At 70.6% G+C, this 26,741-nt stretch carries 26 protein-coding genes and 6 pseudogenes; 14 read left to right on the top strand and 18 right to left on the bottom strand.

Annotated features, from left to right (window positions below):
- From ACWCXH_RS36885 to ACWCXH_RS36855, 7 genes and pseudogenes are all read right to left on the bottom strand, one after another.
- Window positions 1-185: pseudogene (locus ACWCXH_RS36885) on the bottom strand (hypothetical protein); the annotation flags it as partial.
- 260 nt (window positions 186-445) lie between these two features.
- A complete protein-coding gene (locus tag ACWCXH_RS36880) occupies window positions 446-646 on the bottom strand; it encodes a hypothetical protein (RefSeq protein WP_449805872.1) in 201 nt (66 codons plus the stop codon).
- A gap of 282 nt (window positions 647-928) precedes the next feature.
- Window positions 929-1,180 carry a hypothetical protein gene (locus ACWCXH_RS36875; protein ID WP_449805871.1) on the bottom strand — a complete coding sequence of 84 codons (252 nt, stop codon included), beginning with the start codon at window positions 1,178-1,180 and terminating at the stop codon, window positions 929-931.
- Between the two features lie 278 nt (window positions 1,181-1,458).
- Window positions 1,459-1,896 carry a hypothetical protein gene (locus ACWCXH_RS36870; protein WP_449805870.1) on the bottom strand — a complete coding sequence of 146 codons (438 nt, stop codon included), beginning with the start codon at window positions 1,894-1,896 and terminating at the stop codon, window positions 1,459-1,461.
- A 365-nt stretch (window positions 1,897-2,261) separates the two neighbouring features.
- Window positions 2,262-2,342: pseudogene (locus ACWCXH_RS36865) on the bottom strand (ATP-binding protein); the annotation flags it as partial.
- Between the two features lie 238 nt (window positions 2,343-2,580).
- Window positions 2,581-2,799, bottom strand: a complete 219-nt coding sequence (locus ACWCXH_RS36860; RefSeq protein WP_449805869.1) for a hypothetical protein — start codon at window positions 2,797-2,799, stop codon at window positions 2,581-2,583.
- The gene (locus tag ACWCXH_RS36855) at window positions 2,796-3,470 is read right to left on the bottom strand and encodes a class I SAM-dependent methyltransferase (RefSeq protein ID WP_449805868.1); all 675 of its coding nucleotides are present in this window, start codon (window positions 3,468-3,470) and stop codon (window positions 2,796-2,798) included. Before ACWCXH_RS36855 ends, ACWCXH_RS36860 begins: the two co-directional genes overlap by 4 nt.
- Window positions 3,471-3,556: 86 nt before the next feature.
- Here ACWCXH_RS36855 and ACWCXH_RS36850 point away from each other — a divergent pair, with 86 nt between their 5' ends.
- Window positions 3,557-4,210, top strand: a complete 654-nt coding sequence (locus ACWCXH_RS36850) for a TetR/AcrR family transcriptional regulator (RefSeq protein WP_449805867.1) — start codon at window positions 3,557-3,559, stop codon at window positions 4,208-4,210.
- A gap of 422 nt (window positions 4,211-4,632) precedes the next feature.
- Window positions 4,633-5,052: a hypothetical protein gene (locus tag ACWCXH_RS36845; protein ID WP_449805866.1), complete on the top strand. Its 420-nt coding sequence runs from the start codon at window positions 4,633-4,635 to the stop codon at window positions 5,050-5,052.
- 50 nt (window positions 5,053-5,102) lie between these two features.
- Here the strand turns inward: ACWCXH_RS36845 and ACWCXH_RS36840 are convergent.
- A pseudogene (locus ACWCXH_RS36840) lies at window positions 5,103-5,656 on the bottom strand (RNA-guided endonuclease InsQ/TnpB family protein); the annotation flags it as partial.
- Window positions 5,657-6,162: 506 nt separating this feature from the next.
- On the opposite strand from ACWCXH_RS36840, the gene ACWCXH_RS36835 reads away from it, so the two are divergent.
- The gene (locus tag ACWCXH_RS36835; protein WP_449805865.1) at window positions 6,163-7,152 is read left to right on the top strand and encodes a S66 peptidase family protein; all 990 of its coding nucleotides are present in this window, start codon (window positions 6,163-6,165) and stop codon (window positions 7,150-7,152) included.
- Between the two features lie 549 nt (window positions 7,153-7,701).
- Here ACWCXH_RS36835 and ACWCXH_RS36830 read toward each other — a convergent pair.
- The 3 genes from ACWCXH_RS36830 to ACWCXH_RS36820 all read right to left on the bottom strand — a co-directional run bounded on the left by ACWCXH_RS36830 (window position 7,702) and on the right by ACWCXH_RS36820 (window position 10,900).
- Entirely contained in the window at window positions 7,702-8,199 is a 498-nt protein-coding gene (locus ACWCXH_RS36830; protein ID WP_449805864.1) for an RICIN domain-containing protein, read from the bottom strand.
- Window positions 8,200-8,680: 481 nt separating this feature from the next.
- Complete coding sequence (locus tag ACWCXH_RS36825) at window positions 8,681-9,772, bottom strand: DUF5074 domain-containing protein (protein ID WP_449805863.1); 1,092 nt, start codon at window positions 9,770-9,772, stop codon at window positions 8,681-8,683.
- 276 nt (window positions 9,773-10,048) lie between these two features.
- The gene (locus ACWCXH_RS36820; protein WP_449805862.1) at window positions 10,049-10,900 is read right to left on the bottom strand and encodes a LysR family transcriptional regulator; all 852 of its coding nucleotides are present in this window, start codon (window positions 10,898-10,900) and stop codon (window positions 10,049-10,051) included.
- A gap of 95 nt (window positions 10,901-10,995) precedes the next feature.
- Here ACWCXH_RS36820 and ACWCXH_RS36815 point away from each other — a divergent pair, with 95 nt between their 5' ends.
- Window positions 10,996-11,727 (top strand): SDR family NAD(P)-dependent oxidoreductase, encoded by a 732-nt coding sequence (locus ACWCXH_RS36815; protein WP_404749104.1) that lies wholly within the window; start codon window positions 10,996-10,998, stop codon window positions 11,725-11,727.
- A gap of 75 nt (window positions 11,728-11,802) precedes the next feature.
- Here ACWCXH_RS36815 and ACWCXH_RS36810 read toward each other — a convergent pair whose 3' ends face one another.
- Window positions 11,803-12,033 (bottom strand): hypothetical protein, encoded by a 231-nt coding sequence (locus ACWCXH_RS36810; RefSeq protein ID WP_449805861.1) that lies wholly within the window; start codon window positions 12,031-12,033, stop codon window positions 11,803-11,805.
- A 356-nt stretch (window positions 12,034-12,389) separates the two neighbouring features.
- Here ACWCXH_RS36810 and ACWCXH_RS36805 point away from each other — a divergent pair.
- A pseudogene (locus ACWCXH_RS36805) lies at window positions 12,390-12,512 on the top strand (IS701 family transposase); the annotation flags it as partial.
- A gap of 23 nt (window positions 12,513-12,535) precedes the next feature.
- Here ACWCXH_RS36805 and ACWCXH_RS36800 read toward each other — a convergent pair.
- The 3 genes and pseudogenes from ACWCXH_RS36800 to ACWCXH_RS36790 all read right to left on the bottom strand — a co-directional run bounded on the left by ACWCXH_RS36800 (window position 12,536) and on the right by ACWCXH_RS36790 (window position 16,907).
- Window positions 12,536-15,781 carry a discoidin domain-containing protein gene (locus tag ACWCXH_RS36800; protein WP_449805860.1) on the bottom strand — a complete coding sequence of 1,082 codons (3,246 nt, stop codon included), beginning with the start codon at window positions 15,779-15,781 and terminating at the stop codon, window positions 12,536-12,538.
- Between the two features lie 135 nt (window positions 15,782-15,916).
- A pseudogene (locus ACWCXH_RS36795) lies at window positions 15,917-16,217 on the bottom strand (transposase); the annotation flags it as partial.
- Window positions 16,218-16,316: 99 nt separating this feature from the next.
- Entirely contained in the window at window positions 16,317-16,907 is a 591-nt protein-coding gene (locus ACWCXH_RS36790; protein WP_449805859.1) for a hypothetical protein, read from the bottom strand.
- 310 nt (window positions 16,908-17,217) lie between these two features.
- Between ACWCXH_RS36790 and ACWCXH_RS36785 the strand changes: the two are divergent.
- Together ACWCXH_RS36785 and ACWCXH_RS36780 are read left to right on the top strand one after the other, a co-directional pair.
- Window positions 17,218-17,280, top strand: a pseudogene (locus ACWCXH_RS36785) (hypothetical protein); the annotation flags it as partial.
- 74 nt (window positions 17,281-17,354) lie between these two features.
- A complete protein-coding gene (locus ACWCXH_RS36780) occupies window positions 17,355-17,792 on the top strand; it encodes an ISAs1 family transposase (RefSeq protein WP_449805858.1) in 438 nt (145 codons plus the stop codon).
- A 130-nt stretch (window positions 17,793-17,922) separates the two neighbouring features.
- Here the strand turns inward: ACWCXH_RS36780 and ACWCXH_RS36775 are convergent, their stop codons facing one another.
- Window positions 17,923-18,270 carry a hypothetical protein gene (locus ACWCXH_RS36775; RefSeq protein WP_449805857.1) on the bottom strand — a complete coding sequence of 116 codons (348 nt, stop codon included), beginning with the start codon at window positions 18,268-18,270 and terminating at the stop codon, window positions 17,923-17,925.
- Between the two features lie 218 nt (window positions 18,271-18,488).
- Between ACWCXH_RS36775 and ACWCXH_RS36770 the strand changes: the two genes are divergently transcribed.
- The gene (locus ACWCXH_RS36770; RefSeq protein ID WP_449805856.1) at window positions 18,489-19,013 is read left to right on the top strand and encodes a YcxB family protein; all 525 of its coding nucleotides are present in this window, start codon (window positions 18,489-18,491) and stop codon (window positions 19,011-19,013) included.
- Between the two features lie 60 nt (window positions 19,014-19,073).
- Here ACWCXH_RS36770 and ACWCXH_RS36765 read toward each other — a convergent pair whose 3' ends face one another.
- Window positions 19,074-19,520, bottom strand: a complete 447-nt coding sequence (locus ACWCXH_RS36765) for a MarR family winged helix-turn-helix transcriptional regulator (protein ID WP_449805855.1) — start codon at window positions 19,518-19,520, stop codon at window positions 19,074-19,076.
- Between the two features lie 101 nt (window positions 19,521-19,621).
- On the opposite strand from ACWCXH_RS36765, the gene ACWCXH_RS36760 reads away from it, so the two are divergent.
- A complete protein-coding gene (locus ACWCXH_RS36760) occupies window positions 19,622-20,014 on the top strand; it encodes a nuclear transport factor 2 family protein (protein ID WP_355676710.1) in 393 nt (130 codons plus the stop codon).
- A gap of 1,132 nt (window positions 20,015-21,146) precedes the next feature.
- Window positions 21,147-21,782, top strand: coding sequence for a LysE family translocator (locus ACWCXH_RS36755; RefSeq protein ID WP_449805854.1), 636 nt, complete (start codon window positions 21,147-21,149; stop codon window positions 21,780-21,782).
- Between the two features lie 51 nt (window positions 21,783-21,833).
- Here ACWCXH_RS36755 and ACWCXH_RS36750 read toward each other — a convergent pair whose 3' ends face one another.
- The gene (locus tag ACWCXH_RS36750; RefSeq protein WP_449805853.1) at window positions 21,834-22,559 is read right to left on the bottom strand and encodes a LuxR C-terminal-related transcriptional regulator; all 726 of its coding nucleotides are present in this window, start codon (window positions 22,557-22,559) and stop codon (window positions 21,834-21,836) included.
- A gap of 212 nt (window positions 22,560-22,771) precedes the next feature.
- Here ACWCXH_RS36750 and ACWCXH_RS36745 point away from each other — a divergent pair, with 212 nt between their 5' ends.
- The 4 genes from ACWCXH_RS36745 to ACWCXH_RS36730 are packed head-to-tail and all read left to right on the top strand — an operon-like array spanning window position 22,772 to window position 26,657.
- Window positions 22,772-24,319, top strand: coding sequence for a tryptophan halogenase family protein (locus ACWCXH_RS36745; RefSeq protein ID WP_449805852.1), 1,548 nt, complete (start codon window positions 22,772-22,774; stop codon window positions 24,317-24,319).
- 1 nt (window position 24,320) lies between these two features.
- Window positions 24,321-25,628 (top strand): cation:proton antiporter, encoded by a 1,308-nt coding sequence (locus tag ACWCXH_RS36740; protein ID WP_449805851.1) that lies wholly within the window; start codon window positions 24,321-24,323, stop codon window positions 25,626-25,628.
- Window positions 25,615-26,160, top strand: coding sequence for a flavin reductase family protein (locus ACWCXH_RS36735; protein WP_449805850.1), 546 nt, complete (start codon window positions 25,615-25,617; stop codon window positions 26,158-26,160). Before ACWCXH_RS36740 ends, ACWCXH_RS36735 begins: the two co-directional genes overlap by 14 nt.
- An 11-nt stretch (window positions 26,161-26,171) precedes the next feature.
- Window positions 26,172-26,657 (top strand): aminoacyl-tRNA deacylase, encoded by a 486-nt coding sequence (locus tag ACWCXH_RS36730; protein WP_449805849.1) that lies wholly within the window; start codon window positions 26,172-26,174, stop codon window positions 26,655-26,657.
- Window positions 26,658-26,741 lie beyond the last annotated feature (84 nt).

Raw genomic sequence — 26,741 nt, 5'->3', positions numbered from 1 at the left:
ACGTCGCTGTCTTCCTGCCATCCTGTGCGGTCGAGAGGGTCGTAGTAGCGCCCGCCGACGAAGTAGGGGCCGGTGTCCCGGTCCATCCGGCGGCTTCGGGCGAACTTCCGCAGATATGTCCGCTCGGACTCGTTCAGCGGCGGCACGACATCGATCCGGCCGGTGAACTCGGTGTGGTACCCCAACGGTCCGTGGCTCCTCGACGACGGTGGTGGCGCAGCGGCCAGCGGCGGTGTTTTGCACAGCGGGTCGCCATCTGTGCGGATCACTGTAGGTGCCAGTACCGACAGCCGCGGGAACGCGGCGTCACCACCAGCCCACGGGGCGGTGGACCCATGTCGACACCACATCTATGAGCGGAGTCGGGGGTCACCCCTCCGCGTTCTCCAGCCGTCTGAGGACCCCCAGTAGCGCCCCGACCTGGCCGTCGACCATGTTCGTGGGCTCACTCCAGAAGCTGCTTCGACCAGTCACCCCCGAAGCGATAGGCACGGCCGTCATCGACCTGCTTCATCCCGCCGGGAACAACGTCCCTCTGCGGACCGCCGCCCTCCCTACCGGCGATGCTCGCCCAGTAGGTGTCGTCCGGCTTCGTCCAGGTACCGGCGCCGGTGCGGATGAACTGCACGGTGCCGATCGAACCCATGCTGAACAGAATTCCGGCCCCGCCAAAGCGTCGGCCAAACCACAACTGCCGCCCGCCCCGCGGCCACATGCTGCGCAGCGGAAGGTGATGCCCGGTGCTCCGCGTGGCGGAGCGTCTGCGGTACGGGGTAGGCCGGCAGGGCCCGGCCGGGACCACCAAGCCCGGCCGGGCCCTGGCGAGCGGTATTTCCGCTCGGGTCTCGTCGGTACGACGGAACCGGTAGCGGGGGTCGACGCGGATGGCCGTCGGACGGCCGGTTGCTGTGGTTGGGGCTGCCAGGGCTTACGTGTGGAGCACGATCCCGGAGACGACGAACCCGATGACCCAGATCGCGGGAATCAGCGCCACATACGCTACGGGGCGGCGAAGCACCGGTCGGCCCGGGTCGATCCCGGCACGTCCCGGGGCGGGCGTCGAGGGTGGGAGCTTGCTGAACTTCCGGTAGCCGACGAGGTTCCACAGCAGGGTGAACGGACTGCACAGCACCAGGGAGAAGGGGCTCCACCAGCCCAGGCACAGCGTTCTGGTGGTCATCTGCCGGACGACGGCTATACCGCAGGACCGGCAGAACGGTCCGTCCAGGCGCTCGAACTTCATCACGATGAGCGCGCCGACGTGGGACCTGACGCGGAACGGCACGGCAGGCCCGCCCCCGCATGCGCGGCACGCGGGCGGCCAGGCCTGGCCTGTGGGGACCGGTCCCGGGTGCCCGCCGGGTACGGGCGGTGCCGGCAGGGTGTACGGCTGCCCCTCAGGCGTGCTGTAGGCGCTGCCGGGCACGGGGCCGGTAGTGAACGGGGGCTGCGGTGTTGTCATATGACGCTCTCCAGGCGATTTGTGCGGTTGACCCTATCCAAGGCTGGCGGTGTCGGTTCAGGAGCCGCCTGGCGCAGGCAGGCCGTCGCCGGGTCGGCCCGGTGAGCCGTCACCGCCACCAGGTACGGCGCACCGCCGTCGTCCTGGACGATCCCACAGCCGATCCAGCGCTCACCCACCACCCACCCGCACAGCTCGACCAGGCGCCCGGCGAACGGGGCGGCCAGCGGCAACCCACGGTCGTCATCGAGGGTCGGGTCGACGAAGCCACCGGTCGCGAGGTTGCGCGACGACCCCCAGCGCGGGCGCAGCGCCTCAACGAGGCGCCGGTGCGCGGCAGTGAGATCGCCGTCAGCCGACAGGCGGGCGGTGCCCGGCCCCGGGCGGCCCAGCAGGGCGTCGACATGGTGCAGGTGATCGGTAGTGTCGGCCATGGCCTCAGTCAACCGGGCGCCACTGACAGGCTCACCGTCGCCCACCGGATGCTCACCGCTCCGGTCGTCACCCGCCCAGGTGACAGCGGCAGTGCCCCCAGAGGTTGACCGCCGATCACCGGCTCGGTCGCGGCCCCGGCACCGGGCCGTCACCTGGCGCCACACGCTGCGGCGGCAGGAACGTCGGGCCGTTTGATGCCGCACCGGCCGTAGCCCCCTCCCCCGCCGCCACCAGGTGTGCCGCGGCGTGACGCAGGTGCCAGGCGGACAAGGGGACGGCCGTGGCGTACACCGGCTGGTCCCACCTCGCGGCCGCCTCCGCCGCGGCCGCGGCCCGTCGGGATCGAGGGCCACGCGTTCCGCCCTTGATGTAGCCGCGCGTCCAGGGTCTCCAGCATCCCGGACAGCCGAAGCGCCTTCAGCGACTCGCGCAGGGCGGTGTCCATGATGCGTCGGCATCGCGACCACAGCTGCCAACCGGGAGGTCGGCGAGGATACGCGGTCGACGGAGGGACGCTGTTACGGCACTGTCCGGGGCAAGGTCCGATGGTGGGCACATGTGCAGAAAGCAAGCCGCACGGCGGAGACCCTGTACTCGGTACGCCGTGGATCCGGATCCCCGCGCGGGGCCCGGACCCACAACTGGCCTCGGTCGCCGTTCCCGCCGCGACCGGCCCGGGGCGGTCAGTGCTGGTGGCCGGTCACTCGGGCGGACCCGGCGCCGTCGCGTCGGCGCAGCCAGCGGCGGCCGAGCAGGCCGGCGGCGAGGTGGGCCAGCAGGCCGACGGCGGCGATGACGAGGCCGACCTTGGTGCCGAGCCACAGGTGCACGCCGAGGCCGGCCACGGCCAGCGGGATCGCGGCGAGCCGGACCGCACGTGGGCCAGCGGGCTGGCGGTTCATCCGGCGGCCCCGCGGGTGGCGGGCTTGGCAGCGGTCACGTAGCGGATCCACGGGTGCAGGTCCCCGGCGCTGACCTCGTCGAAGCGGGCGTCGCGGACCAGACCCTCCAGCAGGTCGATCGGGTTGTTCTCCATCGCAGGTCCGGTGACGGCGCCGACCAGGTGGCGGCCGACGCGACCCTTGGGGGGCCGGAAGTCGGCGATCATCAGGCGTCCGCCCGGGCGCAGCACCCGGTACATCTCGGCCACCGCCTGCGGGCGTACGGGGGCGGGGAGATGATGGACCATCAGGCTGCTGACGACGACGTCGAACGAGTCGTCGGCTGCGTCGAGCCGTTCGGCGATCCCGCGCTCGAAGGTGCAGTTGGGCTGCTTGGCGGCCAGCTTGCGGGCGTGCTCGACGACCTGGGCGGACGGGTCGATGCCGAGCGCGGTGCCCGCGGGGGAGACGACCCTGGCCATGCGCTGGGTGAGGTAGCCGGTCCCGCAGCCGAGGTCCAGAGCGCGGTCGCCGGGGCGGGCACCGCTGATCTCGGCGAGCCGGGTGAAGACGTGGTTGCGGCGGCCAACGAAGGCGACGGTCCCGAACAGCTCGTAGCCCCGGCCGTGGGCGATGGTGATGCCGTCGGTGTCGCTCTGCGGGTCCCCGTGCAGCAGGCGTGCCAGTTCCATGCCGTTCTCCAAACTTAGTGACGACTAAGAACACTGACCTTAGTCGCCACTAAGTTTCCTTGGCAAGGGCCGTCTACGATGACGGGGTGACCTCGCCCACGCCTGCCAAGCCGCGCCGCACCCGCCTCAGCGCCGAGGACCGGCGCGCCTCGATCCTCGCTGCGGCGATCGGGGTGTTCGCCGAACGCGGCTACCAGCGCGGCAAGGTTTCCGAGATCGCCGCCCAGGTCGGCGTCACCGAGCCGGTCGTCTTCCAGAACTTCGGCTCCAAGGCTGCCCTGTTCGCCGCCGTCGTCGACCTCGCCGCGACCCGGATCTGCGCCGAACTCGCCGACGCGGTGGCCGCCGGGATCCCCGTCGCCGTCCTGGTGGCCGAGGCGCTCTCCCCCGCTCACCTCGACCAGCTGCACGCGCAGGGCTCGCTCGGCGTCCTGTTCGCCGACTCGGTGGCCCCCATCGCCGAACCGGCCGTCGCGCAGGCCGGCCAGGCCGCGGTGTGCCGGATCGCCGACGCGCTCGCCGACGCGCTGCGCCACGGCCAGGCGGCGGGGGACATTCGTGCGGACGCCGACCCCGCTGCGGCAGCCTGGCTGCTGGTCTCGCTGATCTCCGCCCGCCCGCTGCGGCTGGCCGCCATGCCGGAGGACGCGCGCGACCGCCTGGACGCCGCGATCGCCGCCATGGCCGCAGGACTCCTCACTCCAGGCGCGGCACCGTCGGCGAAGCACCCGCCTGCCTGAACAGCCTGCGGCCGGCCACAGGCCACGGGTGGATCACGCCACCGCATGACCTCCCGCTGCGGGCCGGGCGAGGATCCCACCCGCGCCCGGCACCAGAGCCCGCGGGAGAGGCCCGAGGGAACTGGTGGCTCTGCTGAGCCTGGCCCTGGTCCCGTCCATCCCCGGGATCAGGTCGATCCCGAGGATGGACCCGGGGGCACCGGCTCACCTGGCGCGACTGCGCCGCACCCGGCAACGGCCTCGCCGACCCGACCGGCGGGGCGGGTGGGGGGGTCTGGCAGGGCCAGCGCCGCGAGGTCGCTCTCGTGGTGCCGGGACAGTTCCGGGGTGGCCTCGCCTAATTCCGACGAAACATCAGCACATGGAGATTTCGTCACCAGGTGGACACGACCACGGTCAGTGGGAGTTGGTAGGTTCCGCGCATGGCTGTTTTCACCAATCGCCGCCCGATCACGTCGGCGGATTCCCTCACCCCGGTCCAGGCGGAGCAGGTCGTACTGAGCGGCAGGCGCTATGACGGCGAGAACCTGCCGGCCGAGCGGCGGCTGTCCGCCGACGGCGACGACGAGGGGGTGCTGGCCTTCTGCGAGCTCTGGGACGTGATGGCCGACGGAGTGCCGCTGTACGAGGCCTGGTTCTACCAGGTGGACAGCGGTTCGATCTTCCTGGCCGGGACGACGGAGGTGGTCGCGGAGATCATCCAGTTCGGACTGGAGTGCCCCGACCCCGAGCGGCGGGTGGAACTCGGCGCGGCGATGGTCCGGGCCGGCCTGCTGCCCGCGTCGGACTCGGCCTACCAGGAGTTCCGCGAGTTCCGCGAGGCGGAGGACGCCTCGGCCTGAGTCCTGTCCCACTGGTGACTCCTCCCCCGGCTGAAGCCGGGGGCTTCTCGCTAACCCTTCTGGGCGTTGCGATGGACCAGCCCGGCCCGTAGAACGTTGACGGCTCCCACTGTGTCAGCGTGTGCCTTGTGACCACAGCTGACGCAGTGGAAGGTGTCCTGTGTAGGTCGGTTCTTTGCTGCGACGTGCCCGCAGGGCGGGCAGGTGCGGGAGGTGTTGCGGGGGTCCACGGCGATCACTTCCCGTCCGGCGCTTTCAGCCTTGGCGTGCAGGAACGTCAGGAACAGCCCCCATCCGGCGTCGGAGATGGACTTGTTCAGTCCGGTTTGGCGGCCGCGCCGTTGGGCGGGAAGGTGCCCGACTGTTCGGGGTCGGGCTTCGGCGCGGGAGCCTTGACCATGTTGCGGATCTTGAGGTCTTCGTGCGCGATGAAGTCGTGCTCGCGGACGAGGCCGAGGGCGGTCTTGTGGGCGTGGTCGAGACGTTGACGGCGGACCTTGCGGTGCGGCTCGGCGACCTTCTCAACCGCCCGCTGGTGGTTGGCGGTCCGGTTCCTGGCCTTGCGGCGCGGGAACTGGCTGAGGGCCTGTTGTGCGGCTTCGAGTCAGGTCCTGCTCAGCCGCCGCAGGACCCGCTCGGCGATCACCAGCCCTCCCGTTCCGTCTGGACCTCCTGAAGCTGCTTGCCCAACTCCTCGGCGAGTACGTCCAGCTCGTTTCGGCGCACTGTGATCCGTTCGAGCTCCTACAGGCCCGCACCCTCCCCGCGACCTGGCGGCGTATCCGCACCGCGACGGATGGCAGGCGGACCCCCGCAGCAGGCGCGGCAAAATCCGAGAACCCCGCCAGCCGCCCAGTCAGACGATCTTCACCCCGGGCACCAGCCGCCGACCAGCGAGAGCACACCTATACACGCGCACACCAGGCCTGCGCGACCTGCAACTTCACGATGCACACCGCTCATTGGCACCTGCCTTTCCTGAGTTGCCCGCGTGGAGGCGGCCGGTGGGCCCAGCCGGGGTTCCGGGGCTCGGCTTGATCACGTCTGGGAGGCGGAATATCGGCGGCACGGGCCTTGTTGCTCGCCGTTGTTGATCAACAAGGAGGCCCCATGCCCGTGATCCTTCGGCCCCGCGCGCTCCGTTCCGGCGACCTCGTGGTCGTTACCGCGCCCTCGGGGCAGCTTGAGCCGGGTGAGGAACCACTGCTCGCCCGCGGTGTGGCGATACTGGAGCGGATGGGTTTCCGCGTGCGAGTCAGCCCGATGGTCGACCCGGCGCAGAATCGCTGGTGGGCGTCGGGCACTCCGGCGGAGCAGGCCGCCGAGCTCAATGCTCTGCTCCGGGACCCGGAGGTGCGGGCCATCGTCGCACACACCGGTGGACAGGCGACCATCGGCTATCTCGATTTGATCGATCTGGACGCGATCCGGGCCGACCCGAAGCCGATCCTCGGCTACAGCGACATCTCGCTGCTGCACATGGCGCTGCACGCCAAGACCGGCCTCGTCGGCTTCCACTCCGACATCGCCACCCACGGATTCGGCAGCGATTGGTACACGCTGGGCGACGAGGCCCGTCGCTCCGAGCTCGTTGACCTCTACACCCGTGTGCTCACCAAGGCCGAGGCGCCGGGCGTGCTGCCGGCAATGGGGGCTTGGGAAACCTGGCGGCCGGGCCGTGCGCAGGGACCACTGGTCGGCGGTTTGCTGAACCGCCTGGTCCAACTGCAGGCGACACCGTTCGCGCTGCCCGCCGAACGGTTCGACGGTGCCTTGTTGTTCTGGGAGGAGGTGCAGCGGCCGGTCTCGCGGATCTGGGGCGACCTGCATAATTTGCGGCTGTCCGGTGTGTTGGACCGGATCGCGGGCATGGTGGTCGGCATCCCGACTGAGGTCACGCCCTACGAGGGCGGCGGAGACCGCGCAGATCTACGCGACGTGGTGCTCGATGTCCTGGCTCGACGTGACGTCCCGGTCCTCGCACAGGTCGACTTCGGTCACACCTCGCCGAACCTGCCGTTGCCTCTCGGCGTCCGTGCACACGTGGACGCGGACAACAAGACGCTGTCCCTGCTCGAGTCGGCGGTCGCGGAAGGCTGAGTTCCGCTGGATACTGGCGCGGGCCTGGGGCTGCGACCCGTCGTGTTTCCGCCTCTCCCGATCGGGAACGGCATCTCCCGCGCGAACGGCCCGCAAACGCAGGCGAGGTCCGGCACCCCGGGTGGGTGCCGGACCTCGCCCGACAGTGGAGCGCCAGGCCCGGGTCGCACGGACTCTCCCTACTGAAAGTAGGACGTGCTCTGGTAGCACCGCTGACGCCTGAGGAGGAATCATCTCCCTTGCGACGAGGAGAATATTAGCAGGTCAGCGGCCCACCACCGAAGTCGGACCACCGGGCGGGCACTGCGCCCGCACTCAGCGGCGGCGCGAGCCTTCGCTACGCCGCCGCCTCGACCGTGCGGGAGTCCCGACTGCCTTCGGCTACCGGTGGAATGAGGCTGTGGCAGGCGGCAAGATCCGCCGGGTCCACTGGCAGGGGGGCGACAGCTTGCAGCACGCGGTGCAGGCTGTCGCCCCTGCTTCTGCGGGTAGCGATGGCTTAACTCGCCGTCGTCTCGGCGCTGGTGACGCCACCGGATCACGAGGCGGTTACGCGTTCATCAGCTCCCACTGCTGACGGTTGCTGGAGGTGCAGGTCCACGTGTAGGTGTTGTGTTCGGAGTTGCTGCCCATGCACCTGGTGTTGCTGCCGTCGGACACCGACCACTTGACCGTGGCACCCGGTGCGGGGGAGTAGCTGGGGGACCATCTGGTTCCCGCGCCGCCGCATCTGATCGCCGTCAGTTTCTGGCCTTCGCTGTAGGGGGAGCCGGACAGGCAGGTGCCGTAGTCGAGGTTCCGGAGCTGGTAGATGCCGCCTCCCAGCGACTCGACGTTCCATCTCTGGTCCGTGTACGTGTTGCCGCACGTGGCTGTCTTCACCACGTTCCCGTCGTAGTACAGGCACCAGCCGGTGGCCTTGTTCATGAGTCTGACGACATTGTTCTGAGGGGTGAGTGTGGTCGCCGCGCTTGCCGCAGGGCTGGCGAGCGCCATGCTGAGGAGGGCCGCGGTGGCAAGCGCCGAGGCCCGTGCTGCAGTACGCATCGAGGTTCTCCTTCAAGCGTGCGGTGGAACCCGGTGGCGTTCCTGACTGCATGGTTGTTGCCTGGGCAGTCGTTTCCCTGGCTTGGGCCAGGAGATCCGGTCTGCTCGCAGTACCACGGTCGCCGCGTCACCCTTCTGGCGCACGCGGGCTGCGGCAATCGGGTGACTGGTGCGCGGCTGCCGGCCTGCTCGTGATAGTGCTGGCCGACTCGGCGGGGACACTCTCCGCGCCGTGCCACGGCGGTCCGGTCGGCGTAGCCGGTGAGGATGGCGGCGTGCGCGGCCGCCGCCTCCTGGCCGTCGGCATCGACGCACCGGCAGGCGGTCCAGCTGGCCGCGATCCCGCGCAGCAGGGCGGTGACCGAGGCGGCCGGGACAATGCCAGGGTCCCGACCGGGGAGGCCTGGCCGCGCTGGGGCGGGCCGCTGTGCCAGGCAGCCCGTCTTGGGGTGGGACTGCCCGGCGCGGAATGCCAGACCCTTCAGAAATGGATGATCTGCAGGTTGGCGGTGGTATTGGTGTCCTGGACGTAGCCGCCGGCGTAGAGGGTGTGGCCGTCGGGGCCGACGGCGATACCGGTCACCCAGTCCTCGTCCAGCCCGTTCACGGTCTCGGCCGGGACGGTCGCGCCTGTGGCGGCGTCGAGGGCCACGACGGAGGGGCCGATGTCGGTACTTGCGGTGGCGACGTAGAAGCGGGTGCCGTCCGGGCCGGGCCGCAGGGTGTACTTCGCCCAGTTGCCGGCCGGGGTGAGCGGTGTGGCGGTGTCGGTAGCGGTGTCGATGAGCTCGCCCTGGCCGGCGCCGACGCTGAGTGCGAGCAGGCGGCGGCCGTCCGGCGTGAGCGCCAGGTCGTACCCCATCGACGTGGCGGTGCCGGGGATGGTGCGGACGACGGCCGGCACCGGGCCGGCCGTGTTCAAGTGGATCACGCCCGAGCTGCCGCCGACGAACAGGTCGCGCCCGTCCGGCCGGATCGTCAGCCCGTGCGCCCAGACGGTCGGGACCTCGACCGAGCCGGTGAACGCCCGGTGCGTGGTGTCGAAGGTCAGGACCCGGCCGTTGCCCAGCGCGCGGAAGCCGTGCGGCCCGTCCTGGGAGACGTAGAGGGTGGATCCGTCCGGGCTGAGCACGAGCGAGCCGGTCTCGCCCGCGACCCAGGTGTCCGGCCTCGGCTGGTCGGGCACGGTGACCGAGGCGGTCACCGTGAGCGAGGCGGCGTCGACCACGGTCAGGGTGTTCATGTTCAACAGGTAGAGCTGCGCGCCGTCCGGGCTGAGCACCAGGCCCTTGAGCCAGTTGTCGTAGCCCACCTGGACCTGCCCGACGATCTCGTCGGTCTGGGTGTCGACCGCCTTGACGTGGAGGGTCCGATTCTCACCGTCCGTGGCGACGTAGGCCCGCGTGCCGTCCGGGCTGACGACCGGCACCGCCCGCGTCAGGCCCACAGCGATGGTCGCCTCGCTGCCGGCCACCGGCCCGGCGGCCTCGGCGGCCCCGCTCACCAGGACGAGCAGGGCCCCCGCAGTGACCACCGCCCCGCCCCAACGGGCCATTCTGGCAAGAGACTTCATGTCCGCCTCTCTCCCCTCCTCGACACCGCTCAGTGCGATGCCAAGGAGGAACGCTAGCCCGCGCCCCCGGCAGTTGAGGAGACAATCGGCAAATTGCGGAGATCTCGTGTGCCCAGCCGGGGCTCCAAGCCGGGCGCCCTGGCGGTCGTGGTTCCCGGCCCCCGGCCCAGCTTCGCCTGGAGGGCGGGGCCGTCGGCGGGGCGGCTCGCCGACCTCCGTCACAGTGAGTGGTTGAGCCGGGACACGATAGGTGGAACCTGGCCAGGCGAATTGGAACTACCGGAGACGGGTCGCAGTCCGGACAAGGTCGGCGACGGCTCTGGACCGACTGTGCGGCGGCCAGGCGATCACGGTGGTGACTTTCGGCGCGTCCAGCACGGGCACGGCGGCGAGGTCACCGTGCAGTTGAGCTCGGCACGACTCCGGTGAGACCGCGCAGGCACGGCCGAGCGCGACGAGCTGCAACAACTGCGCGTGGTCGCGGACCTGCGGGCCGGGGCCGGGCGGGTAGGTGCCGTCGGGGTCGGGCCAGCGTGGCAGGGGCAGGCCGGGCAGCCCGGTGATGTCGGCCATGTGCACATGGGTCCGGACGGTGAGCGGATGCCCGGCCGGCAGGACCACAACCTGGCCCTCCGTGCTGAGTTCTTCGGTGTGGAATCCGGCCGTCGAGTCGAACGGCCGGTGAAGTAGCGCCACGTCGGCCCGGCCCTCGCGCAGAAGTCGTTCCTGCTCGGCCGGGCCGCACAGGATGACGTCGACGGGGACCGCGCCGGGTTCGGCGGCGTACGCGTCCAGCAGTTTCGCCAGCAGTTCGCGGGACGCGCTGGCCTTCGTGACCAGGACCAGGCCGGGACGGCCGGTCGGGGGAAGGGCGGCGCGGCGGGTCCGGCGCTCGGCCGCTTCGACCGCGTCGAGGGCCGCCCGGCCCTCGACCAGCAGCACCGAGCCGGCTTCGGTCAGCTTGACGGTGCGGCTCGTCCGATCCAGCAGCGCTGCCCCGAGTCGGCGTTCGAGCTGCTGGATCGCCCGTGACAGAGGCGGCTGCGCGATCCCGAGCCGCTGCGCGGCGCGCCCGAAGTGCAACTCTTCGGCGACAGCGACGAAGTAGCGCAGTTCCCTGGTCTCCATCCGGCCACGGTACTCCAGATCAATACCTGGAAGGTATCGTTGCCCACCCAATCGGTCTTGGACCCCCGCCGGGGTCCGAGAGCAGCATGGTCCCCATGAGCGAACGAACGATTGCGCTGGTCACCGGCGCAAACAAGGGAATCGGCTACGAGATCGCCGCAGGCCTGGGCGCCCTCGGCTGGAGCGTCGGCGTCGGCGCCCGCGACGATCAGCGTCGCAAGGCCGCGGTGGAGAGACTGCGCGCGGCTGGCGTCGACGCGTTCGGCGTACCGCTGGACGTGACCGACGACGCGAGCGCGACAGCCGCCGCACGGCTGATCGAGGAACAGGCCGGGCGCCTCGACGTGCTCGTCAACAACGCCGCCATCACAGGCGGCACGCCCCAGGAGCCCACCCGCGTCGACCCCGCCACCATCCGCACGGTCGTGGAGACCAACGTCATCGGCGTCATCCGCGTCACCAACGCGATGATGCCGCTGCTGCGCCGCTCTGCCTCACCGCGGATCGTGAACATGTCCAGCAGCGTCGGCTCCCTCACCCGGCAGTCAGGGACCGCTGGTGAGCTGACCACAGGTCCAGTGGCCGTGGCGTACTCGCCGTCGAAGACGTTCCTGAATGCCGTCACCCTCCAGTACGCCCGGGAGCTGAGCGGCACGAACATCCTGATCAACGCCGGCTGCCCCGGCTACGTCGCGACCGACCTCAACGGCTTCCGGGGCGTGCGCACCCCCGAACAGGGCGCGGCCATCGCCATCAAACTCGCGACCCTGCCCGACGACGGCCCGACGGGGCAGTTCTTCGAGGACGCCGGCGTAGTGCCCTGGTGATGCTGCGGTCGGTGGTCGACGATGGTGATCGTGCCGGGCTCGGCGGCATCGGTCTGGACGGGGCCCTCTGTTCTCCTAATGTCGTGCCAGCCAGGTCGCGATCTCGTTGACTACCGCCGGGGCGACATGTCCAGGCCTGGCGTACTCGGCTGGGGTGGGATGGCCGCTGCCGGGCAAGAAGAGGTGGTTGGCATCCTGGTGGATCCGGATCGTCACACCGGGCCGGTGTGCCAGCGCGCGCTGCCAGAGTGCCAGGTCGTCGGCGACGGTGACTTGATAGTCCCGCCCGCCCTGCAGGATCAGCATCCGTGGAGCCCTGCGGCAACCAGCCGGGCGACCGACAGCCGGGTCCGGACACCGACTCCGTTGGCGACTACGGGTTGTGACATCCGCGGCCAGTCGGCTCCCCACCGACTGGCCGCGAGTGGGGAGTCCGAACTGGCCACACTCCAGCAGGAATTCGACGTTTTGCCTGTTCAGAGGCCTGCGCGGTGGAGTGTGGTGGGCTGGTGCCCCATCAGGGGCGGTCCTCACGGGACCGCCCCACGATCGTGTGCAGCCGGCGTTGGTAGTGACAGCGGCGGGGCAGCCTCTCGTCGTGATCAACGAGCCTGCAGCCGAGACCTGGGAGCACGAACTCGAAGACCTCTTCCTTCAGGTCGGTCACCGCGGACTCGGCCTACGGACAGGAAGGGCGCTTCCGTCGGCTGCTGGAACAGTCCGGCGTCGGCTACGTCCCGGCAGTGCCCAAGTCCCAGTTCAGCGTGGGCTGCAACCGCATCGAGCACCGCGCCGGCGGCGCCCGCGGTCAGCCCACCGCGATCTCACCGAGTTGCAGGTAGTACGTCCCGTACTGGTCGGCGCTCAGACTGCTCGCGGCGACCCGTACATAACGGGCCGTCACGGGAGCGAAGCTGAAACTCTGGGCCGTGGCGTCCGGTCGGGGGTAGCCGGTCCGACTGGCGACAGTGGTCCAGTTGGTGCCGTCCACCGAGACCTGGACGGTGAAGTCCGCCGGGAAGCCCAGTCCGGTGTTGGCGCCGTCGGTGCGGCCCGTGAGGTCCACCCGGCTGATCGGACCAGTGCCCTCCAGGTCCACCGAGACCCACTCCGGGTGCTGGGTGGTCCCGCCCAAACTGCTGAAGCCCATCGAGTAGGACAGGTTGGAGGCGAGAACGCCGTCCGTGGCGACCGAGCGCACCCAGCCCGCCCAGTAGTCCTCGACCGAGCTGGACGAGCTGACCGGGCGGCCGAGCGCCAGATCACCGCCGACGCCCTCGATCTCGGCCAGCTGCATGTAGTAGCCGCCGAACTGGTCGGCGCTCAGTTTGGTGCCGGTGACCTTGATGTAGCGCACGCCGGTGGTGGCGAACGGGAAGGACTGGGCGCCGGCGCCGGGGCGGGGGTAGCCCGTCGGGGCGGCCACCGTGGTCCAGTTAGTGCCGTCCGGCGAGATCTGGACACTGAAGTCCACCGGGAAGCCGAGCCCGGTGTTGGCGCCGTCGTTGCGCGGGTAGAGGTCGATCCGGCTGAGCGGGGTGACCGCGCCGAGGTCCTCCTGGATCCACTCGGTGCTGGCCGCGGTGGTGTTGCGCGCGCTGCTCCAACCCATCGAGTCGGCGGTGGAGTTGCGGCTGCCGTCCGCCGCGGCCTGCGGGCTCCAGCCGTCCGCCTGGTAGGCGGTGGAGACCGAGACGCTCGCACCCTCCACGGGGTTGACCATCGGGTTGATCCGGACGTTGGCGAACCGGGCGCTCGCTCCCCCGGTGGCCAGGCCGAAGCTGCCGACCGGGAAGCCGCTGTCGGTGACGGTCAGCAGGGGGTCGCCGCTGCCCGTGTAGACCTGCAGGGTGCCGCCCTTGGCGACCACCCGCAGGTGGACCAGCCGGCCCGCGGTGTAGCCGGGGATCTGGCCGGTGGCGAGCGTGCTGCCGCTGCGGTAGACGAAGACCTGGCCGGTGTTGCGGATTGCGATCAGGTAACCGCTGTCGATGTCGGTCGGGTTGAGGCTGTGCACGGTGACGCCGGCCCAGTTGTTGTTGCCGCCGTCGGTGGCGTTCACCCCGGTGATCTGGACGTCCGCACCCGCCGCGAGGTCACCGTAGGCCCGGCCCGCGACGGCGGAGACGACGTCCCAGGTGCTGGTGTCGGTGCTGCTCTGCACGTACGCGTGGTCCGCGGTCACCGACCAGGAGCCGGCGGTGTGCCGCCAGTTGGCGTCCACGCCCGAGCTGAAGTCGTCCTTGAACGGCAGCCGCAGGTCGCCGCCGGGCGCGACCAGCGCGTCCAGCAGCTGCTTGTGCCGTTGGTCCAGGTCGGCGCCGGACTTGTCGTACGTGGAGGTGTTGGTGATCACCGTGTTGAGCAGCGTCCGGGCGGCCACCGGCTTGGTGGCGGCGAGCTGGCGGAACAGCTCGCCGTCCTGGGTGCCGGCCAGCAGCGCCTCGCTGCGGAGGCTGTCGTAGATGCCGTAGGTGGCCTTGTTGGGGCGCACCAGGAACGGGTCGCCGCTGCTGCCGCCGTTGAAGGTGTCGGTGGCGGTGAAGTGGAGCCCGTCCGGAGTGTCGACCCAGTAGTTGTAGCCCCAGTGCAGGAAGCCGTCGCCGCCGACGCTGGTGACCATCCAGGGCAGCAGCCGGGTCTCCGAGAGCGGCTGGCTGATCAGCCGGTTGACGTCCTGGTCCATGCCACCGCTGGTGTACAGCCAGAGGTCCTTGCCGGCCAGTCGCTGGCTCTGCAGGTAGCCGGCGTTCTTGTCGTAGGCGCCCGCGACGAGCAGCGGCGTAAGGGTGGACAGGCTCGGGTGGTCGGCGGGCTCGACCACCGCCTGCGCCTCGTTGGTCAGGCCGTTCGGGAACCGGAGGTGGAACCGCCCGTAGAGCCAGGTGGCGGCGTCGGTCTGGGCCTGGGTGCCCGGCTCGTCGACCGCGCTCATGTAGAGGACGTCGCTCCAGTGCCGGCCGGGCGCGCAGGTCGGCGTCTGGTCGAGGCACTTGCTGTCCAGGTGCGCCTTCAGCTGGGCGAAGACCGAGTCCAGGTAGGTCGTGGCCTGCGTGCTGCCGGTCGGGACCAGCACCTGCACGGCCTTTCCGGTGCCGTCGTTCTGCAGCTCCGACAGCAGCGGGTGGGTCCCGTCACCGCGGATCATGTGCGGGGTGTAGATGTACTGCAGGGCCCCGGCGTCGATGAAGGTCTGCACGAAGCGGTCGAAGGTGGTCCAGCCGAGGACGGGGTTTCCGTTGGCGTCCCAGGTGGTGGTGTCCGGGATCGCCAGGCCCTGGAAGTCCGTGTGGATCACGTTGTTCCGGTGCTTGGCGAGGTCGGTGGCGATGTTGCCGATCACCTTCCACCAGTTGGGGTCGAACTGGGTGACGCCGTACTGCAGCGGGATCGCCTGGACGGTGCCCAGGAAGTCCCAGCCCGCGGAGCCGAACCAGTTGTCCATCTTGAAGGTCGACTGGTTGGCCGGCGGCAGGGTCACCGGGTAGACGACGACCTGCACCGGGACGGCGACGACCGAACCGGCCGAGCTCTGCACCGTCGCCGTGCCCGCGTACGTGCCCGGGGCCTGCGTCGCAGGGACCGCGACGCTGTAGAAGTACGGCTGCGTCAGATTCGCGGCGAGTTGGAAGGGATCGTTCCCGTAGAAGGAGTCGTAGTAGCTGTTCCCGCCGTCGGGCGGGTTCTCGGAGGGGTTCTTGGCGGTCAGGTCCTTGGGGACGTTCGGGTGGTTGTACTCCCGGTTCACGGTGATGTCCGCGGCCGGGATGACCGCGCCGGCCGGGCCGGTGAGGTCGCCAGGCACCACGGTGACCCCGGTCGCTCCCGCGCCCGAGCGCAGCGCGATCTGCGCCGCCTGGGTCTCGCCGCGGGCCGCGTAGAGCATGATGGCCGTCTCGGGCGCGGCGGGCACGGGCGTCGAGGAGAACACCCGGTCCGAACCGGACTGGACCCAGACCGACAGCGTGTCGGCGAAGGCTCGGACCGGGGAGAGCAGGGTCAGCAGCAGAGGGAATATCAGGAAAGCTGACGACTTGAGTAGTCTTCTGGTCACTTCATCCACTTCGGATCAGTCGCCAGGGCAAGTCCCTGGCTACGTAATCCTATTGACGGAAATGATCAAGTAACGCCGGTGGATTTTGACGCGGCCTCAGAGAGCGCTTGAAGTGACTAGTTTGCCCTTTATGTTCTAGCACGCACCTCGCCGGGTTGGTGTGGTCTCGCCCGTTATGCGCTTGGTGAGGTTGTCGATCGAAGCGATGTAGATCACGGCATCGGAACTGGCCGGGAGACTCTCGTAGTCGCCGGCCAGGCGTCGCCGCGACATGATCCACCCCATGCTTCGTTCGCCACCCACCGCCTTTTCACGATGAGAAATCCGGGGATGTCGGACTTGCGGTGGACGACTTCGACATCGATGCCAAGAGTGGCGCCGTGCTCGACACGGCATTCTTGAAGCCGGTGTCGACCCAGCTCTTGGAGATGTTCGGGGAGGCAGGGCTTCGGCGTAGTCGGATGGCGTCCGGTTTGTGATCACAGAGGGTCGAGGAGTGCAGCTCTGACAGCCGAACGCGGGGCGGAGAGTCCCGTCAGCCCGAGAGCGGTTCGGCGACTGAGACGGTGACCCGGTCACCGAAGCGGCCGCGCAGGTCTGCCTGTGCGCTGGCCAGATTTCCGTTGACCCCGACCTCCACCACGCCGCGGGTGAAGCTCACCTCCGAGCCGTCGCCCACCATGACGATGCTGTAGTCGCTCGTGTGCCCTATCAGTGCCGTGACACGGTTGCGGGTGGCGGCCAGCTCGCTGATCGAGCGCGGTGCGTCGCGCAGGTCCACGGGCACGCCCAGACCCAGGTGGGCGAGGGCGGCGTCGAAGCCGCCACCGCCCGGCTTCCGGTAGACGATGACGCGACCGTCCGGAACGTCCACCACCAGGCCCGTGAAAACATCCCGGTAAGAGCCGCCGAGACGTGAGACCGCGTCCGCGGCCGTGTCCAGCTGCTGCTGGTCCGGTCGGCCCGAGCTCGGCGGAGGGCTTGCGGCGACGGCGGACGCGGCGGCACTCGTCGGCACGGGAGCGGACGACACGGGAGCGGACGACACGGGAGCGGACGACACGGGAGCGGACGGCACGACATTGGTCTGTCCAGCGCAGGCTGCGCAAGCCAGCAGAGCGGTCAAGGCCAGGGTGACAGCGGTCAGGTGTATCGGCGTTGGGGTACGGGGCATCGATCCAGCCTCACTTCATCGGCGACGGCTGGTGATCGTACGCGGGCGCGAAGCGGCGGGCGTAAAGAAGGCAGGCACGGCTTCCAAGATCATGGAGTTCTCCACGCCCCGTGACCCGAGTGGAAGACCGTACCTGCCGACGCATCATCCCGATTCCGACTGCCCATGACCAGCTCCGCGAGCAGCCCGAGGCGGCTGCTGGGGAGGTGCCTGGTCTGCTGGAGCGGCTGGCCCGGGTGCCGGACCCCGTGATCCGCGTGGAGTGCGGCACGCGCTGGCCGTGGTCCTCGCCCTGACAGCGTGCGCGGTGCCGGCCGGGGCGACCTCGCTGCCGGCGGTCGGTGAGTGGATCGCGGACGTCCCGCCGCAGGTGCTGGAGCAGCTCGGAGCCCCGATTCCGTGCTGCCCAGGCGGCTGGTGCCGGCCGAGGCGATGGTCCGTCGGCTGCTCGCGCGTATCGACGGCGACGCCCTGGACCAGGCGGTGGGTGGCTGGCCGGCCGACCGCCGGCCCGCGGGCTCCGGACTGCGTGGACTGTCCGTGGACGGCAAGAGCCTGCGCGGCGCGGCGAAGGCCTGCGGGCGGAAGATCCATCTGCTCGCCGCGGTGGAGCACACCACCGGATTGGTCCTGGCCCGGCTCGACGTCGGCGAGAAGAACGGAGAGACCAGCCGCTTCCAGCCGCTGCTGGACAGCGTCGCCGACCTCGCCGGGATGGTCGTCACCAGCGACGCGCTGCACACCCAGCGCGAGCATGCCGGCTACCTTCTTGGCCCCCGGGCCCACTGCATCGCGATCGTCAAGGGGAACCAACGAAGAAGCTGCGCAAGCAGCTGAAGTCCCTGCCCTGGAAGGACATCCCGCTCCAGGGACACACCCGCGGCACCGGTCACGGCCGCACCGAGATCCGTCGGATCAAGGTCGCCACCGTGAACAATCCACCACCTTCGCCGAGGACACCTCCCAACTACCCGTCGAATTTGCGGGCGATCTTGGCGTTGTCGCCGTTGTGGAGGTCGACCCCCACCAGAAGGACCGGCACGCGGCCGTCCGGGGCGGTCAGGACTGCGTCGGCGATCTGCTGGCGGCCTGCGGGCAGCGGGTGGGAGTCCTCGGTGGTCCAGTCGCGGTCGAGCTTGGCCCGGGGCGGGTTAGGGCGGGGTGCAGCTGCCGTAGCCCGACTGCGCTCCATCATGAACCAGGTTCCCTGGTAGGGCAGTTGGGCGATGGTGCTGGGCCAGTCCAGGTCGAAGTCGTCGGGGTCGAAGTCGAAGTCGTTGGCCGTGAACTCGCCGCAGGGGCCTCCGTCCGTCAACCCCGGCTTCGCGGGGGCGGGCAGCAACGTGTTCGGCCCCTGGCTGGTGGAGCACGGGTACCGCTCGGCCGCGGTGACGGCGTACGACTGCGGGATCGTGGAGAGCCACTGGTCACGGGCCCGGCCGGCAGGGGGCCTGACGCACCGCTTTGCGAACCCTTTGCTAGCATCCGCGCACCGAAAAGTGGATCAAGGGAGCAGCGGTGGAGCAGGGGCGGATGGAACTGGCGTACACGCCGACGGGCGAGGACTTCCGCGAGGCCTTCGCGGCCCAGGCCCGGCACGCCACGGTGGGCCGGGCCGTGCGGGTGGTCTGGTGGGTCCCGGCGGCGGTCTCGCTGCTGGGCGGCGCGCTGAAACTGGCGGACGGCGAGGCGGGGGCCCCGGACATGGTGATGGCGGTCGCCCTGGTGGCGCTGGCGGTGTACGCCCCGCGGCTGCAGGCGGCCTCGGCGCACCGCCGGGTGACCCGGCGCGGCGGGCCCCGCACCGTGGTGGTGGACGGCGCCGGGGTGACCGTCACCGACCAGTGCGGCACCCAGACCCGGGCGTGGGCGACGCTGTCGGGCTTCGTGGAGACGGAGCACCTGTTCGTGGTGCTCAACCGCAGCGGCTCCTGCCTGCTCATCCTGGCCAAGCGCGGGACGGCGGACCCCGACGCGCTGCGCGCCCTGCTCGCCCGGCACGCGGTCCCGGTCGGCCGTCCGGCGCCCGCCGGCCCGGCCCCGGAGGTCCGGGCCTGATGGAACCCGGGCCCGGGCCCGGACCCAAGGCCCAGGCTCGGAACCTCGGCGCCGAGGACTTCAGTCCTGGAACGGCCCCTCGTCCACGAAGGTCCGCAGCAGCCCGGCGAAGACCTCGGCGTCGGCGGCCGGCCAGGAGGCGAGGGAGTCCTCGATGCGGGCAGCCAGGCGGTCCCGGGTGGCCCGCACCGCGTCGTGCCCGGAGCCGGTGAGGACGAGCAGGGTGGCGCGCCGGTCGGCGGGGTCGGCCTCGCGGCGCAGCAGGCCGGCCTCCTCCAGCCGGTCGGCACGGCGGGTCACGGTGGTGCGGTCCAGTCCGATCTCGCGGCCGAGGTCGGCGGCGCTGCACGGGCCGGTGCGGGCCAGGCCGCTCAGGACGGGGTAGGTGAGCTCGTCGACGGCTTCCCCCAGGCCGTCGGTCAGCTGGGCGTGGAGCCCGGTGCGGGTGCTGCGCCGCAGCAGCAGTCCCAGGGCCTCGGCGATCTGGTGTCCGGTCGGATTCGTCACCCCCTCAGATTAGCGTGCGCCGAGCACGCTTTTCATGTAGCGTGAGATGCGTGCTTGAGGCACGCATTACGATCCGTTCCACCCCCTTCCGGAGGAATCCCGTGCGCCACACCGACATCGCCACCGCCCTCGACGACCTGCTCCTCACCCCGGGCCTGGACCTCCACGAGGCCGTCGACCGCCACTTCGCCCCCGACTACCGCCAGCGCACCGACGGCCGCTGGGACGACCGCGAGCAGTTCCTGGCCCACATCGCCCACCTGCGCACGGTCGTGGCCGACGGCTCCGTCGAGGTCCACGAGGAACTCGTCAACGGCCACCGCTACGCCGACCGCCACACCATGACCATCACCAAGACCGACGGCTCCACCGTCCGCATGGAGGTCTACCTCTTCGCCGAGTTCGCCCCCGACGGCCGCTTCCGCCGGATCGAGGAGACCACCCTCCTGCTGGAGGGCGCCGACCACGACCGCAACCTCGGCAGCGCCCGCTGAACACCCCGCGGGGGCGGGCCGCCACCGGCCCGCCCCCGCCCGGGAACCGCGCCCGAACCCCGAGGCCCCAGTTCAGGTCGAAGTCGTCGGGGTCGAAGCCGAAGTCGTCGGCGGTGAACCCGCCGTAGGGGCCGCCGTTGAAGTAGTCGGCGAGGGCCTGGCCGATCACGGCCTTCACGTCGTCGTCGTCCTGCGCGCGGGCGAGGGCGGCGGCCTGCTCGCCCCTGAGGACTGGACCGACGCGGTCGACTACCCCAACGGGCAGGCCGCGTTGCTGGACTACGTGCCGTCCGGCTGGCCCGAGGGCACCAGGGTCATCGAGCCGGGCTGAATCACCTGCCCTCCGCATCGCACCAGGTCGACGCGATGTGGATGTGGGGCGCGCTGCCGGCCTAAAGCCGCCCACCCGGCACGACAGCCGGGCCACATGCCTGCCCCGACACAGCGCAACGGCACGGACGGCCAGCACGGAGATCAACTGACTGGCCGTCGGCCACTACCTGCGGATTCGGGTCTGAGCGAAGAAGAACGCACCGCGCTGAAGGACGTCCTGGCCCGCTGCCCCGAACTGGACACTGCTGCCCGACACGTGCGCGGCTTCGGCGAGATCCTCACCAACCGCCTGGGTCCCACGCTCCCTCCTCGATCCGGGGCGAGCGGTTCGAAGCCGGCGAAGTTGCGGACGCCGAAGAGGCAGCCGAACTCGTCGTGGTTCCGGCCGCTGTAGAGCCCGTGAAGGTCGATCGCCACGTCCCACGTGGTGTCCTCGTCCGGTGGCATGCCGTGCGTGTCGCGGTAACCCGGCCGCGCTCGTCACCGGGGACAGCCGCCTGGTCGTCGCCGGGGCCGAGCACACGATGGAAAGCGATCCGGAAAGCGAGCCCGAGCGGAAATCGCGATGACGGCCGGAACACATGAGCCCCAATGACCCCACCGGTATCAGGACCTCGCAAATCTCCTGATGTGCCGTCCCTTCGGCAACGGCCGGTTCTCGCCCTTGCGCCGCGCAGCGGTGTCGTCATCGCGGCTTCGAGCGGTCGCGCGCGGGCCGGCTCCCGATCAGCCGTTTTAGTGCGGGAATCGAAATGCGAAACCTTCAGCCACAGTGGTAGCGCTCGGGTAGCCTAAGCCCATGATTGGACTGGATCGTCTGGGCGTGTTCCTGACCGTGGTGGCCCTGCTGATCGCCGTGCCGGGCCCCAGTGTTCTGTTCGTCGTCAGCCGGGGCATTTCGCTCGGGCGCCGGGCCGCGGTGTCCTCGGCGATCGGGAACGAGGCGGGGCTGCTCGTCCAGGTGGTCCTGGTGGCGTTCGGGCTGGGGAGCATCGTCGAGCGGTCCCTGCTCGTCTTCTCGGTCATCAAGTTCGCGGGGGCGCTGTACCTCGTGTACCTGGGCGTTCAGGCGTGGCGCCACCGCCACCTGCTGGGCGCGGCGGACGAGACCGGGCCGGAGGCCGCGGGCACGGCCCGGATCCTGCGCGAGGGGTTCGTGGTGGGTATCAGCAATCCCAAGGGGCTGCTGATCTTCACCGCCGTGCTGCCGCAGTTCGTCGAACCCTCCGGGGGGAACGTCACCGTCCAGCTGCTGCTCCTCGGAGCGATCTGTGTGCTGGTCGCCCTCGTCTCCGATGCGTCGTGGGGCGTCCTTGCCGGGACGGCCCGCAACTGGCTCTCCGGGTCGCCCCGGCGCCTGGCGTGGATCGGTGGCGCGTCGGGAGTGGTGATGGTCGGCCTGGGAGTCCGGCTGGCGCTCAGCGATCGCCACTGAGGGTCCGTCCGACAGTCCCGCAGAGTCGACGGGCCGGCGGGTTCCCCGTCCTCAACTCGCCCGCCCGGTCCGGCTGATGCCCAGTTCGTAGGCGACCGCCACCGCGCTGGCCCGGTTGCGCAGGCCCAGCTTGAGCAGCAGGTTCTGCACGTGTGTCTTGACCGTGCTCTCACTGACCACCAGTTCGGTGGCGATCTCGGCGTTCTTCATTCCGCGCGCCAGCAGCTCCAGCACCTGGCGTTCGCGCAGCGTCAGCAGGTCCAGCAGCTGGTGGCGGGCGGAGCGGTCGCGCGGCGACGCTCCGGAAGACCTTCGGCTGCCCGGCGCGCAGACGCGGTAGCCCCGGGCCACCAGCCGCAGGGCGGAGACCAGGTGTTCCGGGGCCTCCGTGGCCAACACCACTCCCCCGGCGCCCAGGGTGTCCGCTTCCGAGCAGATCCGGTCGTCGGCGTCGCCGGCCAGCAGCAGGATCCTGGAGGCACCGCTCTCGGCGAAGTGCGCCGCGCGGTGCACCAGATGGGCCACGTCGATCGACCGGCAGGAGGCGTTGACGACGAGCACGTCGAACGACGGGTCGAGGCACGCCTCCACGGCCGTGGAACTCTCGGCGCTGCTGCCGGCCAGGGTGAGGTCGGGGTGGTCGCGGAGAACGTGGATCAGTCCGACGCGCACGAGGCTGGAGTCGTCGACCAGGAAGATCCTCAGCCTTCTGTCGGCGGACCCGGCCAGATCCCCGCTCTTTGCCGTCGGCGCTTCCGTGGAACCGACTGGTCGCATGCGTTCTCCCGGCGCGGATCGACAGATTCGAACAGCAGTAGTCATCCTCTCCCGTGCGCTGCGCGACCAGTCGCGACTTTCTGCCATATTCCAAAGTCATGTGTCCGCGGTTTTCCCACTACTTCGACCTAGTACCTTGGGCGAGCAAACCCCGAGCAATCCCCCCGAACTGCCGAGGACACCGCACCGCGTCGCGATCTAGGGTCCAAGGTATGAAGCAGAGTGTTGTGGTACTGGGCGGCGGGACAGCCGGTTGGATGGCTTCCGCTTATCTTCGGGCGGCCTTCGGGAGCAACATCGACGTCACCGTCGTCGAATCCCGGCGCATCGGCACGATCGGCGTGGGGGAGGCGACCTTCAGCACGGTCCGGCACTTCTTCGACTACCTGGGCCTCAGCGAGTCGGACTGGATGCCGGAATGCAACGCCACCTACAAGCTCGCGGTGCGCCTGGAGGACTGGCGGGCACCGGGCGACGTCTTCTACCACCCCTTCGAACGCATGCGGATCGTCGACGGAGTGCCACTCACCGACTGGTGGCAGCGGCTGCGGCCGACCGAACGCTTCGACCACGACTGCTTCCTGATCCCCTGGCTCTGCGACGCCAAGGCCTCACCCCGCCACCTCGACGGCCGGCTCTTCGAGCAGGACTTCGCGGAGGACCCGGACCGCCAGCCCTACCGGACGACCCTCGCCGAGCAGAACACCCAGTTCCCGTACGCCTACCACTTCGACGCCTCGCTGCTCGCCGACTTCCTGTCCCGCTACGCGGTCGAGCGCGGAGTGCGGCAGATCATCGACGACGTGGTGGACGTCCGCCTGGACGAGCGGGGTTGGATCGACCACCTCGTCACCAAGGAGCACGGCGAGCTGCGCGCGGACCTCTACGTGGACTGCTCCGGGTTCCGCAGCAGGCTGCTCGGACAGGCCCTCGAAGAGCCGTTCGTCTCCTTCCAGGACGCCCTGCCCAACGACCGCGCGGTGGCACTGCGCGTACCGGTCGACAGCGCCGTCGAGGGGATCCGGCCCTGCACGACCGCCACCGCCCAGGACGCCGGGTGGATCTGGACCATCCCCCTGCTCGACCGCATCGGCACCGGCTACGTGTACGCCGCGGACTACTGCGAGCCGGAGGAGGCCGAGCGCGTGCTGCGCGAATTCGTCGGCCCCGCGGCGGACGACCTGGAGGCCAACCACATCCGGATGCGCATCGGGCGCAGCCGGCGAGCCTGGGTGAACAACTGCGTCGGGATCGGGCTGTCCGCCGGCTTCGTGGAACCGCTGCAGTCCACCGGCATCTTCCTGATCCAGCACGCGATCGAGCAGCTGGTCCGGTACTTCCCCGGCACGGACCGCGAGACCGTGCTGCGGGACGGCTACAACCTCAGCGTCGCCAGGGCGATCGAGGGGGTGCGCGAGTTCCTGATCCTGCACTACCGGGGCGCCGCCCGCGCGGACAACGACTACTGGCGCGACGCCAAGCGGCGTGCGGTTCCCGACGACATGGCCTGGCGCCTGGAGCAGTGGCAGGGCAAGCTCCCGGACAACGACACCACCTACCCGTACTACCACGCCTTCGAGCCCTACTCGTACGTGTGCATGGCCCTCGGCCTCGGCGGGATCCCGCTGCACCATCCGCCGGCCCTGGACCTCTTCGACGCCGCCCGGGCGCAGCACGAACTGACCCGCGTGCGCGACCAGGCGCAGGCGCTGCTGAAGACGCTGCCCAGCCAGGCCGAGTACCTGTCCAGGCTGCGCTGAGATGACGGCCCTGCTCCAGGCCGCGGCGATCGTGGCCGTCGTCCTCGTGGCGGCGCACCTGGCGCGCGGCACGGCGGTGCTGTTCCGCCAGCCCCCCGTGGTCGGGGAGATCGCCGTCGGTCTGGTGGTGGTGCCGCTGCTCACCGCGGTGGCCGGGCCACGGGTCGCCGCGGCGGTGCTGCCGGGGCCGGTGACGGCGCACCTGCACACCATCGGGGTGGCCGGTCTGGCGCTGTACCTGGCCGGCATCGGGCACGGCGTGCAGCCGCGTCCGGGCGAGGTGACGCGGCGTTCCTACACCTGGTTGCTGGTGGCGTCCCTGGTGCCCGGGCTCGGGGCGGGGGCGCTGCTGGCCTGGTGGGTGGTGTGGAGGGACGACGCCGGGGAGCGCGGGGGTGCTCCTGCGGCGGCGCTCGTCCTGATGCTGGCCGCCGCGTTGGCGGTCACCGCCGTGCCGGTGCTGGTGCGGATCCTCGCCGACCGAGGGCTGCTCGACTCGCAGGAGGGGCGGTTGTCCGTCCTCACGGCCGTCTCCATCGACGCCGTCACGTGGGTGGTGCTGGCGGCCGCGCTGGTCGCCGCTTCGGGTGGCGGCCGGCGGCTGGTGGACACGGTCGTGGTGCTCGTCCTCGGTGCGGTGGCGGCCGTGGCGGCGCGTGCGGCGCTGCGGCACCGGGCCGTGACGGCGCTGTGCCGCAGGTGGCCGGCCGTCGCGGCAGTTCTGTTGGGTGCGGCGGCGGTCGGTGCGGCCCTGGGGACCGAACGCGCGGGGCTGACCGCCATCTACGGTGCCGTACTGGTCGGGCTCGCCGTCCCCCGGGGCGGGGAACGCGACGTGTGGAGCCGGCCGGTGGAGCGGGTCACCGCGCTCGGTCTCCTGCTGGTGCCGGTGTTCTTCGTGACCACCGGGTTCACCATCAGCACCCACGGCCTCGCCGGATTCTCCTGGGCCACGCTGGCCGTCGTGCTGGTCCTGGGGGCGGTGACCAAGGTGGGCGGCGGCTGGGCGGGCGCGCGTGCCGCGGGGCTGTCCCACGGGACGGCTCTGCGCTTCGGCGTGCTGATGAACACTCGGGGCCTGACCGAGATGGCGGTGCTGCAGGCCGGGTTGTCGGCCGGGATCCTGACGCCCGGCCTGTTCCTCACCGTGGCCTTGATGGCACTGCTCGCCACCGTCGGCGCCGGCCCCGCGCTGGAGTTGCTGGAGCGGTGGCGTTTCGTGGGGGTGGCTCGTCCCGGGGCGGCGCCCCGCGGGGCACCGTCCCTTCCCGAGAGCACCAAGGAGTTGCTGCCGGATGACCACGCCTGATGCGGCCGTGCACCGGGTACCCGCCGGCGAACGGGAGTTCCGACGTCTGATGTCCCTGTTTCCCACGGGGGTGGTGGTGATCGGCGCGCTGGATGCCGACCGCCGGCCGTGGGGCATGACCTGCTCGTCGCTGTGCAGCGTCTCGCTCGATCCGCCCACCCTGCTGGTGTGCGTCCGCAGCGGCAGTCCCACGTTGCGGGCGCTCACCGAGACGGGCACCTTCAGTGTCAACTTCCTGCACCACGCGGCCCGGTACGTGGCGGAGCTGTTCTCCTCGGGCGATCCGGACCGGTTCCTGCGAACGGCGTGGCACGTGCCCGAGCTGGCGGGAGGGCCGCACCTTCGGGAGGCCGCGCTCGCGGTCGGCGACTGCCGGGTGGAGAGCACGCAGCGGGTCGGCGACCACACCGTCGTGCTCGGGCGGGTGCTCCGCACCCGTTTCCTCGCCGGCTCCGGAGACACTCCGCTGCTGTACGGTCTCCGGCGGTACGCGGAGTGGCCCACGGACGGTACCGTGGAGCCTCCAGACTGACGAGGAGACAGATGTCAGAGTCAGTGCGTGACGATGTGGTCCTGTCGCCCGAGGAGGTGCTCCGCAACTCCGGCGTGCCGTTCACGGTGCTGGACCACGTGCCGATCGTCGGTCGGCACGACGCCGAGACCAAACTCGGCCTGGCCACCGAACAGTTGTTGAAGACGATGGTGTTCAGGACCGCGGATGGCACCTTCGTGCTCGCCGCGCTGCCGGTCACCGGCCGGGTCAACTACGGCCGGCTGGCCCGGGCGGCGGGCGTGTCCCGTTCGAGCCTGCGCCAGGCGGACCCGGAGGAGCTCGGCCTGCTCGGCATGGAACCGGGCGGCGCCAGCCCGGTGTGCGACCGCCCAGGGGTGACCGTCGTCTTCGACGCCTCGGTGGCCGGCATGGACGTCGTCTACTGCGGCAGCGGCCGGGCCGACCGGACGGTGCGGATCGAGGCGGCGCAGCTGATCAACCTGGTCAAACCGGTGATCGAGGAACTGTCCTCGTGATCGCAGGAGCACCGCTGTCGGCGGGGCTTGTGACAGGGAGGGGGGAACCGGCTCGGCCGGTTGGGCTGACCTCGTCGGCGGCCG

This window comes from Kitasatospora sp. NPDC001660 (genome assembly GCF_053596725.1).
This window is presented reverse-complemented; position numbering and strand designations above follow the sequence as displayed.